The organism is Deltaproteobacteria bacterium IMCC39524, from assembly GCA_029667085.1.
Taxonomy (GTDB): domain Bacteria; phylum Desulfobacterota; class Desulfuromonadia; order Desulfuromonadales; family BM103; genus M0040.
This window is the reverse complement of record JARUHJ010000007.1, coordinates 1-12,042: the sequence shown is the minus strand read 5'-3', so window position 1 is coordinate 12,042 and position 12,042 is coordinate 1. Positions and strand designations below refer to the sequence as shown.

Below are 12,042 nucleotides of genomic sequence, written 5' to 3'. Positions count from 1 at the left end.
GCCCCAGCCATCCCCGGTTGGGGCTTTTTCATTTCCACAATTCTGACTCCCCTCCCCACCCCCCAAATTTTCATCTCAGGACCGGAATAGGACCGGACTCGCTAACCAGCTTTTCAGAATCCCAGCAAAACAGAGCACCCCCGTCAGCAACGCAAAGAATACCCTAATCTGTGCACCAAAAATTCAATCAAAGGAGGACCACTATGTCCAGTAAACGATTTCCGTTCACCAAGAGAGCCATCGAAGCAATTTCACCACACGATCCCGACAGCAAAAGCCGTGAAGCCGAATACTCGGATGCAGAATGTATTGGTTTGAAGTTGAGGGTCAGTAAGGGAGGACGCAAGTTCTTCCAACATAGATACCGCTATATGGGCCGGAAGAAATGCCTGACCATAGGGGAGTTCCCTCACGTCACCATCCAGGATGCACGTCAGAGGGTAAGCGAGCACAAGTCCCTATTGTCCAGACAGATTGATCCCAGTGATGAACGTTCCCAAAAGACCAACGATCTCACCTTTTCAGTTTTCGTTGCAGACTTCTACATTCCCCACGCAAAGCAACACAAGAAGACATGGCAAGAGGACGTCTATAAACTTGAAGGGCAGATCATCCCCGCTTTTGGGAAGTATCGGTTGTCATCGATTACGGCAAGAGACATATCAACGTTCCTGACACAACAGAAAGAAAGAACGTCATCAACAACGGCCAATCACTATGCGACCCTGCTGAAGAGGATGTTCAACCTGGCCGTCAAGTGGGGCCTGCTCGAAAAGTCACCCGCAACTGGCCTGGATCGGTTCAAGGAGAAGCCTCACAGAGAACGCTACCTAACCAAGGAGGAGTTGCCGAGATTCTTGAAGGCTCTAGATGACTTGGAAGACGGACTATCCAAAGCGGCCATCAAGCTACTTCTTTTCACTGGAGGACGAAGAGGAGAGATCACATCATTACGATACGACCAACTGAAGCTGAATGAGAAGAGGCTGTTTCTGCCTGACACAAAGAATGGTAAGTCTCGGTCGATCATACTTAACGACAGGGCCATAGCGGTGATCAAAGAACTAAAGAAGAACAAAAGCAACTCACCACGCACCGAGGAAAGTGAGTATCTGTTCCCGACTAAACAGGGGACCAAGAGGCCGTACATATATGACCTGAGGACACCATTCGGAAAGGCTTGTGACGCAGCCGGGATTAGCGGTCTGAGAGTGCACGACCTGAGACACAGCTTTGCTACGTTGGCTTTACAAGGAGGGGCGAGTCTCTACGATGTCAGCAAGCTATTGGGTCACAGTGACGTTTCGATGACGCAGAGGTATGCCCATATGGCTGATGACAGTTTGCAGACAGCCACGGACAACATGGCGGGAGTCATTGATAGGGTAGTGGACGGGTAACCCCTACATTTATTTTCAATGGAAAGTAGAGCCCTGTGGAACTGTAGTTGAGTCTAGAACGTCATTCATCATGTCACATATCACTCTCACCGGAGATGGTTTTGGTAACATAAAAGTATTCGTGGCCCTGACAAAATCTAAATGCTCCTGTTTGTCAGTGCCGGTGAAGAAGATGAACCTGCTACACAAAGTGGGGTCTACTTCCAAAGCTTGTATGTACATTTCGATACCGTTCATTTTCGGCATTTCTATGTCCGAGACAATCAAGTCGAAGCGTCCCTGCTGAATGCGAGAGATACCCTCTTCCCCGTTTCTGGCGATAACCACTTCAACATCATCTACAGCCAAGGCCTCAAGCATGCGTGCAACTGAGTGATTGTCTTCAACTATCAAAACACGTTTACTGTCAGGCTGGGATATTCTTTTGGCCCTTTGGACAAGGCTTTCCCCATCAGGTAGCGATGAAATGTATTGCTGGATGTTTATCCTATGTTGGTCAACTTCTGATACGGCCTTCTGAAATTCAACATCCGCAGCATTCAAAGTGTCTATGGCGTAAAGAAAGACTTCATTCCATTCAGAAAATTCTGCCTCCGCAAGTATGTCCACCATCGTTTCCTTGGTTAATTCACCCGATCTCAAAAGTTGCCAGGCACGAGTAAAAGGGGCCTCTATTTTCCTACGGAAAACTCCATCGAGGGAAAAGCTAGCCTTCTTCATTTTTATGTCTGAGATGGAGGCACTTGCTTTCTGAAGCAGTTGTTCGTGCTCCTTTTCTTCAACAGACATTATTGATAAAAACCGGGAAAAATCATCATCTTCACGGAAAACTACTGCCGCTTTTGCATATAAGTTGGAGGCTGTAGCCTCAACACCTATCAACCAGCGAACGATATCATGCATCCTTCCCCCCTTTCCCATACACGGGATCATCCTTTCCTCTAGCCAAGACAAAGCATAACAGTCACAGAGCAATTCACAATCGGCTCATCCCATATCGGGGTGGGCCTTTTTCTTTTTTCAGGAGGATCACATGGTCAGGCTCACATCCATACAACAAACCCTGAGCCTTCGGGGCACCACCCCCGAAGTAGTCATCATACGGTCACTACAATTCATGGATAATGGCTATAACCCCGAAGTACAAGAACACATCATCATCCAGATAAGTCACAATGACTTCAGCAGGACTCAGAGATATGCCCATATGGCGGATGATAGTTTGCAGACTTCCACTGACAACATGGCGGGAGTCATTGATAGGGCTGTCGGTGGTTAGGTCAAACAGACGCAGAATGATGTAATCAGAGATCCCCTCTGAGAAAGACCAAAGTCATGGTTATCAAATACACAACAACGTAGGTTCCCATAGCGAAGTAGATCCTTTTCCTCACCGTAAACCTGCCCTTGATCCCTGTCACGAAATAGACAAAAGCAGAAGCCCCAAGAAGTATCAGCATCATTCTCATAAAGCGCACCCCTTCATAGCTTCAATAATATCACTACATGGCCTGTTCCTCTCAAGGGGCAGGCCTTTTCTTTTTTCAGGAGGACACATGAAAAGGCTCAAGTCATTGCAAGACGTATTGGATCACAAAGACACCATACCCACCCTAGCGTATATCCGAGGAATTCAGTTCTGCGGAAGCCAAGGATACCAAGCAGACATAGATGGCTGGATAGTCGTCATGCAGGAAGGTGATGACATAACCCACATAAAGGAGATTGGAGTCGATGGACTATTCGATGATGAGCTACCAAATTTTGAATATTGCTCAGCTTTTGCTGATGGCGCTCAAGTTACTTTCGAGTTGGTTTTTCAGCTTGATGATTCAAGGACTGTCGCGGTGATTGTTCCAGATGAGCCGTGGTTGGATCCATTCCTACGTAACATTCTCAGGGAAGCAGCAGGGGCGCTATTGCCTTTGTCACAGATTAAGGAGGTGACGCTATGAAAATACTAAAACAACCTAACGGATTGGAGGGCTATATCGTTAAGGTTGAAGAGACTGACCTGGACAGGCCATTGGAGCTATTGGAGGTACAAGGTGAATGGGTGGACATCATCAATCGATGTGAAGGGGTCGTCCTGAAGGGCGGCCTTTTTCATTGTTTGTACCTGACAAATAACGAATTTGCCATCGAGTTCATGATCCCCGATGAAGCATGGCTACCTGAAGAACTGAGACAACGAATATATGAGCATCTTATATGAAAGGAGAAAAACTATGTCTGAAGAGATACGTATCTTGAGGAAAAGCACATGCCCTTCTCTGTCGGTACGCTCTGAACTGGCCTATGAATTCGGGTACCACAACAAGACCATCATGTTCCGTATCACCGAGAACACAGGATCCGGTCATTTCTGTGACCATTGGGTTCCCCTGGACGACATACTCAAGTGTCTCCAGGAAGCAAAAGAGCCCTTCAGCTTGAGTGTATTCAAGACTGTCTACTGTGGGCAGAGCATCAACAACACAGGATTCCTTGGAGCGGCACTGAAGAAAGAGGGATTGATCGTCTGTGAGAAGCGGCAATACATGAAGAAGGATACAAAACCCTTCATAGAAGAACTGAACAAACTTACTAAAGCCACCAAGACCACTACGAAGAAGGCAAGCAAGAAGGAGGCCTCAAAATGATAGAGAAACTGGTTCCTATTGCTGTGGCTGTAGGCCTTTGTTTGATGTTCAAGAATACTCGAATTTTTTCAATCGTTGCTATCGCAGCAACATCCTATTTTTACCCTATTCCGTTTCTGGTGATCGGGACTGTTGCCGGGATTGGCTACGGTGTTTACAGGTGGCGGCAGGGGTGACTCGACGACCTGACCCTGGCCTGTCGCCCGTAAGCCCATGAAAACTATGGCAGGGCGACAAGTCGTCGGGTGCGTCGATCGAACGCCAAAAAAAATCCCACAACAAATGCGGGGCAAGGGAGTCGGTACACATCACAAAAAACTTTTCAAAACACCTGTCGCACTCGACGCCTCGACGCCATCCCATAAAAATCAAAGACTTACGATTTTAGGGGCAGCGCCGAAGCGTCGGGTCCTGGCCTAGTCGCCTGAAGCTATGTCGTCAATCCGAATACCCGCCGAGTTTCGCAGATCATCACAGACATCACAGTCGCTTGACTCAAAATCATGTCCTGCCTTGATTAACAGGCCGTCGCACACATTGGCGATAAACTCCTCAAATTCGTGGGACTCTGCCGTCTTGAGCAGATTATACCCTTCGCCAAACTCGGAAAGATCAACGTCTTCAAGGATGATGTCTCCGAACAGATCAACCAGCCAAAACGTTCCTTCTTTGTAGCAAATCCCTTTGCCCCGGTACGGCTTTATCAACTCATACGCGTGGTTGCTCAAATGCCAGTTCACTCTTTCCAAAATATAATCAATGTTAAGCCATTCTTGTCGTTGCATTAGTTTCTTCCTTTCAAAAATTAGTTAATTGAATTGAGTATGTAACGTTTAGGGGACAGGTGTTCGCACCCAACAAACTGTAGCGGCAAAACACCCTTACGAACCATGTCCGCGATACAGCGACCTGCCAGCGGCGACTCACCCCTCTTCAATGAACCCCAAAGCATGGGGCCGCAAAGTTTCTCCGCAGTGTATTCAACGTTGGGCTGTAGTACATGCAAGCCATCTAAGATTTCGTGCTTTATCCGGTCATAAAAACCTTTATGTACGGTGTAATCTTCATCTAAAACAATCATGATTTCAGTCTTCATTTTTACCTCCAAGAACAGTAATAGCTATGGTCCTGTGTTTCCCCCGTGTGAATGTCACCGAGACCCCCTGCGTCAGCAGTCCGGCCTGAAGTGGTAATAACCGCTTCGATAATGCAATCGGATTTTGCGGCCACTCCCTCGACCTCTGAGTGTTTCGGCCAACTGTGGCGTTCAGATCCTCCAGCAGTTCAGCAGGAGTCCCGACCCATCCTGCAGATTTTAATGTTTCCGCAAAGTCAAGAACCTCTGAGGCAAGTAAGCAGCTTTGCAGACTGTCGAGCTGGCCCTGATTGATGACGTTGCTGTACTCCATTTGGTAGGCCCCTTTAGGAGCATCAGAAATCACTTCCATCGCAGCAAGCCACCGGCAAAAATCCAGCATCCGCTCAGGGTGACTGACTTCCGCTTCGGGTAGATATTTAAAGATGTTTGCAATCAACCCGAAAAGCTCACGCATAATCACCGGCAGATCGGCATCGAACTCTCTCAGCAGTTCCGTCTCTGATTTTCTCTGGACCTCTGATATCGGCTGCAGTTCTATCGTCAGGCTGCGTTGATGCAGGTCGGGCTGCTCGACAATATTTCCAATGCCGTTGATCACTAACCCTCCGTGCAGATTGATGCTCTGCTCCTCATCGTCCGTGTATAGGCGCCTTGTATTCAATGTCCCACCCGTTGAGGTCATGCAGAGATAGTCAGACATAGTTGAGCTGACAGTACGGGTATTGTCGATACATCGCAGGTGCGAGTTCTGCATCGAGATCGCAAGGTCTTTCACGTTTTTGGGCAGTACCTGGACACCTGTTCTACTCGGATCAATCAGCTTCAAAAGTAGATTGCACAGAAACGACTTGCCGCTCCCCTGCCCGCCGACCAGAAGCAGTATCAGATAGTTAGTCGATGGAATCTTCGGGTGCGCCAACGTGTAACTGATCCAGGCAACCACCAACATCTTCAATACCTCGCGCATATTGAGATACTTACGCAGTGTTCTCATTCACTGACCTCCGCAGGCATACTCATTGGCAGTGTTGATGGCGTGCGGAAGAACAGAGTTGTAGAATCTTCCTTGACGATCTCCACTTCCCCGGCAGTGATTCTGACGTGCGTGTGCTTACTGTCGCCCAGGTCAATCTCGATACCGCCTTCAATGGGCGCGGTTCGGTACCAAACCTCTCGACATATGCCAGCTGATTCAGCATGCGCTTGAAGTGAATGATTGATATCCCTGATGTCGGCTTGTCGGAGGTTAATGTTGTGCCGTTGGGCATTGACCCGGATGAGGTTGTTAAGTTGCTTGCTCCCAACAGCCAAAACATAAGGGTTGCCTGCATCCTTCATGATGGCGTAGGCATTTCCCGTTTGTCCGAGCACTAGGTTCAACTCAGCTGGAAGGTTGTCTGGGAACTTCTGTGTGATTGTAGGCCTGTCCCTACAGGCTACGACTTGTGGTGACGAGAGAACATCACCGGGGAGTTCAACAACTTGTGGTTCAAGCTCTTTCATGGTTTACCTCCTATTAGCTAGAGCTTTTTGTCAGGAGAAAACCAGATAGAGCCCCATGCCCAGATCCACATCTCCTACTAGTAATGCGTTACTAGTAACGAGATACGGATGAGATGGTTTGTAGCTATCTGTTATTACTAAGAAAATTTTTACAAAAAAACCTTCAAAAGTCTTTGTTACCGGTAATCGTCTTCTGCTTTTCTTATTAGTGTGCCAGCCTCGTCATCTTCATCATCAAAATCTTTGGCTTCGCCATGGGCTAGAGAATCATCGTATTCATAATGTCTAGAAATCAGCTTTGCCCGTTCAGCGGCGTTACGTCTGTCATCGATGATTTTAAAACGTGGCATGTAATTATTTTCTTCATGCAGGGGAAAGAACGGATCATCTGTCAGTCCGGTTAAATCTTTCAGAGCTTTTCTAAGTAAGGTTATGTCCTTGGGGATAACACCGTGTTTAGTACCATGCGACTTATCGCTGATGAAGTCAGATGTTGGCTTCTTTCGACTCAGCCATATTAATATCTCTCCTGTTTTGTTTAGAGAATTATCTTTCTTTCTCCACAGGCCGACATCTTGGAATGACAGAACCTTTTGATAATATCCCTTGTTAAACAATGAGATCTTAAAGTTTTTGTTTATTCTAATCTGGCAGTCTTCCCAGCTTGTGATTTTTCTTGCTGATGTTTGAACGGGTTTCCAATCAGTAATATACGTACGAAAATATAATTTAGCCCAGTTAGATACGTTTTTCACATTCAATAGAGGCCTGCCCTCTGCTTGAGCCACGACCTCAATCCTATGACGAACGGGGAATTTAACAGCTTGTTCTAGGGCTTGCTGAAGGCACAAAGCGAATTTGAGTCTTTCTCTGCAAGCGATCCAGAGAAGTTCTAACGTCCTCAGACGTTCTTCAGAGGTTTTACCACGAGCATTTTTGTACCTCTCTTCTGCATGGTCGCACAATATTTCTAAGTAATCATAAAGATCATATGGAGTTTCATCAGCTGGGAGTAAATCTAGATTGATCATTCGGGCGACTGCTGCTTCGATGGAAATCGTCGGTATTTTTGGTTTAGCCATGACATGACTCCTGTCGTATTTACTTGTTCAGCCAGACAATTCTACGTTGAAACAATTGGTGCAAGTGAGCGGAAATGATGTCGAGCGTCGAGTCTTTTTGAAAATTTTTCTGATGTAGTGACAGAAGATCATCCCATGAAAAAATTGTTGTGACAACCCGCCGCACTTGACGACCCGTCGCCATCAAACTGTCCTGATGAAATTTCACCATTAGGCCGCCACTCCCAACTCGCCACCTCTGCCCCTGACCGACCACCTATGGCCCGACCGTGACAGCCCCATGGCCCTACCCATCCCAGACGTCTGGCGCAGGTCTATGAGACGACGAGAAGCTCGTAAATGTGCATGCCGGCGAGGATGTGTTTGCGTGCATTCGGCAGGCGCTTCGAAAAGTTGCTATTGTTCTAAGGAGTTATGATGAGAGCGGATGCGCCTGCAGGGGAAATCTCGAGATATGTGCCTTCGGTAAACTTCCGAATAACTTTACTTAAGAACCTAGTTGGCATAGATTAGTTTTGTCTTATTTGTTGTCTTCCATGGGGGATGGAATGATCAACTTTCTTGCAGGACGATATTGAACCAACCATCTGACCGCTGTTGTCGGCTACATGCTGACCTCTGGCGGTTTTTTTAGGGCGTCAAGACAAAAACTCTGCCCCCATCACACCTTAACGCTCAATTTCTGGAGGATTCTTCAATGAAACTAACGACTATTGCCGTAACACTCCTTGCTTTGATGATGATTGGCTGTGGTCCTAAAGAAACTGAGCAGTATTTATCATGCGAAGCTATATTCGTAAGCCCAATTAGATCCTCGGGCACAGGAAGCAAATCAAATTTTGGTTTCACCATAACAAAATTAGATGACAAAGTTATCAAAGTGAAATCTAATTTTGGAAGGGTTTATACTGAAGAAGAAACTATCCATCAGGAAGAGGGCAAAAACATTGCCCTTAAGTTGATAGTCGAGGACACTAGGATTAAAATGCATGCTTTATTTGAAGGCGAAGAAAGGCCTATTGAAACAATAATAGATAACTCTGGAGGACTCAACAGAAGTTCATACGGAGGCTGGTTTGAGGGCTCTTGCAAAGTGAGCGCAAAGGTATTTTAGTAAATAGAGTACAATTCCACATTGAGTAGAGACCCCTCCAAGAACGCCCCCTGGATGACGTCCTCTCTGGTACGTTGGCGCACAGTGAGCAGAGCGAACGCTTCTGCTTCGGGAACAGGTGCGCTATGACCATATTTTGATGATATAGCGCATCTTGGTAGCGCACTTTAGTCTCAAAACATGCCCCAGCGCATGGAGAAAAATCTATGGATTAAGAGGTTTTTTCAAATGACTCAATCTAACTACATTTCAATCCTTCCTGAAAATCCACACAAGAGACTCCTTATTCTCGCCCAGCAGCACTCTGAAGAGAGAAACGTCGCCAAGATGATTGAGGCCTTAGAAGAATATGTCGCTTTACGCTCGGAGCATCTTCAAATCAGGAGAAAACTTGCCGACATATATTTGTACCACGGTGAAAATAACAAGGCCTACAATCTCTACTCAGGTTTGGTCCCTGATTATGAGAACCTCCGATACAGCGCTGGGATAGTTAGAGCAAGGATACTGATGAACAAGGCCATTCCAAATATCCCTGAAAATTTGCATATCATTGCAAATATGTACGAAACAGACTGCCAAAATGCAGACGCCATTGAGGTTTACAAAATACTGATTGAACTCTATGAAGAGTCAGGTCAAATAGATGAGATGAACGAATGTAAGCACAACATCAACCGCATCTTCAAAGAGTCACCAGAAAATAGCGAGGATGGATTGTTAGGGAGAACTCTTTCAGAGTGTCCCCTCTATTGCTTAGAGAAACATGGCCTGAAAAACCAGTATGGCTGGTTCCCTGGAGATCTCGATATAGATGGGAGCTCTGGCTAAATATGCTTTTGTTATTGATAGCATATTTATACTAAAGGTATATTAACTTACTTCACCATACTCCCTGAATTGCAGAAGTAGTCAATCAAATGGCAAGTATATTAGTCAAACAAAGTATCTCCAGAATGGCCAAGGTCTCGGCCGCTACGTATTTTTCTACTGTTACAGGGCTCTGGTCGATACTTCAAATATTCACCTATTTTGAGGGATCTACCTTCAAAAAAATTGTTGGTCCTTATTGGGGAGCTCTTTATGGCTGTCCCGTCCTTGTCGCACTATTGATCGCTTGTTTACACACAAAGAGATATTACCAATTAGGGAAAAAGGAAGAAGAGCTTTCTGGGGACGAAAATGACCTAAGGCTGCCTGCCCTAAATAACGGTGTTAAATATTTAGACCGCTTTCAAATTAAAGCAAACCTTTCCAGAGAGGGACTAACTAGTGTGTATGTTGCATGGGATGAAGCGGCCACCCCTCACAGAGAAGTAGTGTTGAAGTTACTCAAACTGGATGTACGAGATAAGTCTGCAAATCAATTCATAAGAAGAGAACTTGAAATATGTAAAAAGCTAAAAAGCTACAATTTGCATGGGTTGATCAAGATCCATGAAGTTCATTGGTTATCAAACAAACAAGGCGCATTTATTGTGCAGGATTATCTAGGCACCTCAAGAAGCTTACATGACATTTTGCTAGCAGAGGGGCAACTGGAAGTTGAGCGGGCTCTTACTATTATTCTTCAATTGTGTGACGGCATAGCAGGGTTACACAAAAACAAGATTGTTCACTGTGACATCAAGCCGCTCAATATTTTAATCAATGATGCCGGAGAACCCATCATAATTGACTTCGGGACTGCTAGATACTTCGGAGAAATTATTGGCCCTGACGATATGAGAGTAAGCTTTCCTTACACAGACCCTGCTTTAACTGCTAATGAGCCAGCAGATGAGAAGAGTGATGTATACTCCCTTGCCGTTACATTGACTCACATGTTGAATGGGCTACCAGACAAAATTAGAGAAGAAGGAAACCCCACTAAGGTATTAGGCCGGAGTTCTGAACAAAAGGATATCCCCAATATGGGTATACAACATTTAGATTCCAGCTTAGTCATCTGCATAGCTTCTGCACTTCGACAAGAGGGGTACAAACCAACGTTGACAATAGACATGTTCAAAACTGAAATTAGTCAAATCATTACGACAATGGACTTTTCTTCCGAATAGTACTCCCACGAGATAAATACAAGAACGACACGGGATGTTCCGCAGCCTGGACGCACAGTGAGCAGAACGAACGATTCTGCTTCGGGAACCTGTGCGCTATGACGATGAGCTATACAACACAAAAGCACATCAAACCACCGTTATCATTGACTTATAGCGATAGCGCAGCCTGGTAGCGCACCTGCCTCATATAAACTTCAATTAAAGGGGTGTTTTTTCTCTTGACATGTCTGACTAAAAAGGTAAGATATCAAACAACAGAACATAGTTCTTCATTTTTACCTCCTAAAAACCCATAGAAACCCGTTGCCCCACTCTCCCCCTCCTGGATTGTGGGGCTTTTTTTATTACAATGCAGGGTCAGCAATAATTCCGCATTTCTGTCGAAAAGCCACTGTGAATTAGTTGCGAGAGGATTTACAGTACCCCCCCCACTTTGACCTCAACATACGACCAAGTATAATTGGCCTGTAACCATCCCTTAAAGAATATCGGTAATGTCTTATTTGAGTTCGTACTCTAAACTTTTACGGACACTGGAGGAATCGGCATGGAGTTCATATTCGATCATATTGTCATTAACGTTGTCGACATTGATAAAATGGTCAAGTTTTATACTGAAGTTCTGCAATTGCCAGGCGAGAGGCTGGAGGAGTTTACTGCGGGGCAGGTTCCCTTTCCCTCTGTAAGGCTTTCTACCGACAGCATCATCGACCTTTTCCCGAAAAAAATGTGGGAGAAAACCAATCCAGAGGAAGTCTGTCGTCCCAACCTCAACCACTTCTGCTTTGCGACTGACGAAGCTGGTTCAAAAGCCCTTCAGGCAAGGCTCAATGAGCAAGGCGTTGTTATTGAGGAAGGGCCAGTCAAACGCTGGGGAGCACATGGGACTGGCACGTCAATTTATTTTAGGGACCCGGAAGGGAATACGATTGAAGTCCGCTATTACTCTGATGGGGAAAGGGCTCTACCTTGTTTCCTTGACTCATGAAAACCCGTGGGCTTTTTTCATAAGTCAGGGGTACTGAGAATTTCTCTGTGTGTCAGAAATGCATGCCTAATTTTAGGGTATAATTATTTGCTCTGGCTAATAACCTTCCGAGGTAGGGAGGCTTCATTTCAAAGGCCTATTGGGTTTGGCT

At 45.7% G+C, this 12,042-nt stretch carries 15 protein-coding genes; 9 read left to right on the top strand and 6 right to left on the bottom strand.

The features are described from left to right. Nucleotides 1-203 precede the first annotated feature (203 nt). Nucleotides 204-1,400, top strand: a complete 1,197-nt coding sequence (locus P9J64_15180) for a tyrosine-type recombinase/integrase (GenBank protein MDG5469664.1) — start codon at nucleotides 204-206, stop codon at nucleotides 1,398-1,400. 15 nt (nucleotides 1,401-1,415) lie between these two features. Here P9J64_15180 and P9J64_15175 read toward each other — a convergent pair whose 3' ends face one another. Continuing rightward, complete coding sequence (locus P9J64_15175) at nucleotides 1,416-2,303, bottom strand: response regulator (protein MDG5469663.1); 888 nt, start codon at nucleotides 2,301-2,303, stop codon at nucleotides 1,416-1,418. Nucleotides 2,304-2,956: 653 nt separating this feature from the next. Here P9J64_15175 and P9J64_15170 point away from each other — a divergent pair. From P9J64_15170 to P9J64_15155, 4 genes are read left to right on the top strand one after another with little or no spacing between them, the layout of a single operon-like run. Beyond that, nucleotides 2,957-3,355, top strand: coding sequence for a hypothetical protein (locus P9J64_15170; protein MDG5469662.1), 399 nt, complete (start codon nucleotides 2,957-2,959; stop codon nucleotides 3,353-3,355). Next, nucleotides 3,352-3,615, top strand: coding sequence for a hypothetical protein (locus P9J64_15165; protein MDG5469661.1), 264 nt, complete (start codon nucleotides 3,352-3,354; stop codon nucleotides 3,613-3,615). The genes P9J64_15170 and P9J64_15165 overlap by 4 nt, the downstream gene beginning before the upstream one ends. A gap of 13 nt (nucleotides 3,616-3,628) precedes the next feature. Continuing rightward, a complete protein-coding gene (locus P9J64_15160; GenBank protein MDG5469660.1) occupies nucleotides 3,629-4,042 on the top strand; it encodes a hypothetical protein in 414 nt (137 codons plus the stop codon). Next, nucleotides 4,039-4,218 carry a hypothetical protein gene (locus tag P9J64_15155; GenBank protein ID MDG5469659.1) on the top strand — a complete coding sequence of 60 codons (180 nt, stop codon included), beginning with the start codon at nucleotides 4,039-4,041 and terminating at the stop codon, nucleotides 4,216-4,218. The genes P9J64_15160 and P9J64_15155 overlap by 4 nt, the downstream gene beginning before the upstream one ends. A 240-nt stretch (nucleotides 4,219-4,458) precedes the next feature. Here the strand turns inward: P9J64_15155 and P9J64_15150 are convergent, their stop codons facing one another. The 5 genes from P9J64_15150 to P9J64_15130 all read right to left on the bottom strand — a co-directional run bounded on the left by P9J64_15150 (nucleotide 4,459) and on the right by P9J64_15130 (nucleotide 7,726). Continuing rightward, on the bottom strand, nucleotides 4,459-4,827 hold the full coding sequence (locus tag P9J64_15150; protein MDG5469658.1) for a hypothetical protein: 369 nt from the start codon (nucleotides 4,825-4,827) through the stop codon (nucleotides 4,459-4,461). Nucleotides 4,828-4,847: 20 nt separating this feature from the next. Then, nucleotides 4,848-5,138 carry a hypothetical protein gene (locus tag P9J64_15145; protein ID MDG5469657.1) on the bottom strand — a complete coding sequence of 97 codons (291 nt, stop codon included), beginning with the start codon at nucleotides 5,136-5,138 and terminating at the stop codon, nucleotides 4,848-4,850. After that, entirely contained in the window at nucleotides 5,128-6,135 is a 1,008-nt protein-coding gene (locus P9J64_15140) for a hypothetical protein (GenBank protein ID MDG5469656.1), read from the bottom strand. The genes P9J64_15145 and P9J64_15140 overlap by 11 nt, the downstream gene beginning before the upstream one ends. Next, nucleotides 6,132-6,644, bottom strand: coding sequence for a hypothetical protein (locus P9J64_15135; GenBank protein MDG5469655.1), 513 nt, complete (start codon nucleotides 6,642-6,644; stop codon nucleotides 6,132-6,134). The genes P9J64_15140 and P9J64_15135 overlap by 4 nt, the downstream gene beginning before the upstream one ends. Nucleotides 6,645-6,820: 176 nt before the next feature. After that, on the bottom strand, nucleotides 6,821-7,726 hold the full coding sequence (locus tag P9J64_15130) for a hypothetical protein (GenBank protein MDG5469654.1): 906 nt from the start codon (nucleotides 7,724-7,726) through the stop codon (nucleotides 6,821-6,823). Between the two features lie 697 nt (nucleotides 7,727-8,423). Between P9J64_15130 and P9J64_15125 the strand changes: the two genes are divergently transcribed. From P9J64_15125 to P9J64_15110, 4 genes are all read left to right on the top strand, one after another. Next, complete coding sequence (locus tag P9J64_15125) at nucleotides 8,424-8,840, top strand: hypothetical protein (GenBank protein ID MDG5469653.1); 417 nt, start codon at nucleotides 8,424-8,426, stop codon at nucleotides 8,838-8,840. 228 nt (nucleotides 8,841-9,068) lie between these two features. Next, nucleotides 9,069-9,671, top strand: a complete 603-nt coding sequence (locus tag P9J64_15120) for a hypothetical protein (GenBank protein MDG5469652.1) — start codon at nucleotides 9,069-9,071, stop codon at nucleotides 9,669-9,671. Between the two features lie 125 nt (nucleotides 9,672-9,796). Next, the gene (locus tag P9J64_15115; protein MDG5469651.1) at nucleotides 9,797-10,900 is read left to right on the top strand and encodes a serine/threonine-protein kinase; all 1,104 of its coding nucleotides are present in this window, start codon (nucleotides 9,797-9,799) and stop codon (nucleotides 10,898-10,900) included. Nucleotides 10,901-11,450: 550 nt separating this feature from the next. After that, complete coding sequence (locus tag P9J64_15110; protein ID MDG5469650.1) at nucleotides 11,451-11,891, top strand: VOC family protein; 441 nt, start codon at nucleotides 11,451-11,453, stop codon at nucleotides 11,889-11,891. Nucleotides 11,892-12,042: the final 151 nt, after the last annotated feature.

Coding starts and splice junctions, on each gene's coding strand:
- P9J64_15115 (MDG5469651.1), top strand. CDS start 9,797: ATGGCCAAGGTCTCGGCCGCTACGTATTTTTCTACTGTTACAGGGCTC.
- P9J64_15170 (MDG5469662.1), top strand. CDS start 2,957: ATGAAAAGGCTCAAGTCATTGCAAGACGTATTGGATCACAAAGACACC.
- P9J64_15130 (MDG5469654.1), bottom strand. CDS start 7,726: ATGGCTAAACCAAAAATACCGACGATTTCCATCGAAGCAGCAGTCGCC.
- P9J64_15155 (MDG5469659.1), top strand. CDS start 4,039: ATGATAGAGAAACTGGTTCCTATTGCTGTGGCTGTAGGCCTTTGTTTG.
- P9J64_15145 (MDG5469657.1), bottom strand. CDS start 5,138: ATGAAGACTGAAATCATGATTGTTTTAGATGAAGATTACACCGTACAT.
- P9J64_15135 (MDG5469655.1), bottom strand. CDS start 6,644: ATGAAAGAGCTTGAACCACAAGTTGTTGAACTCCCCGGTGATGTTCTC.
- P9J64_15125 (MDG5469653.1), top strand. CDS start 8,424: ATGAAACTAACGACTATTGCCGTAACACTCCTTGCTTTGATGATGATT.
- P9J64_15140 (MDG5469656.1), bottom strand. CDS start 6,135: ATGAGAACACTGCGTAAGTATCTCAATATGCGCGAGGTATTGAAGATG.
- P9J64_15120 (MDG5469652.1), top strand. CDS start 9,069: ATGACTCAATCTAACTACATTTCAATCCTTCCTGAAAATCCACACAAG.
- P9J64_15175 (MDG5469663.1), bottom strand. CDS start 2,303: ATGCATGATATCGTTCGCTGGTTGATAGGTGTTGAGGCTACAGCCTCC.
- P9J64_15180 (MDG5469664.1), top strand. CDS start 204: ATGTCCAGTAAACGATTTCCGTTCACCAAGAGAGCCATCGAAGCAATT.
- P9J64_15150 (MDG5469658.1), bottom strand. CDS start 4,827: ATGCAACGACAAGAATGGCTTAACATTGATTATATTTTGGAAAGAGTG.
- P9J64_15165 (MDG5469661.1), top strand. CDS start 3,352: ATGAAAATACTAAAACAACCTAACGGATTGGAGGGCTATATCGTTAAG.
- P9J64_15110 (MDG5469650.1), top strand. CDS start 11,451: ATGGAGTTCATATTCGATCATATTGTCATTAACGTTGTCGACATTGAT.
- P9J64_15160 (MDG5469660.1), top strand. CDS start 3,629: ATGTCTGAAGAGATACGTATCTTGAGGAAAAGCACATGCCCTTCTCTG.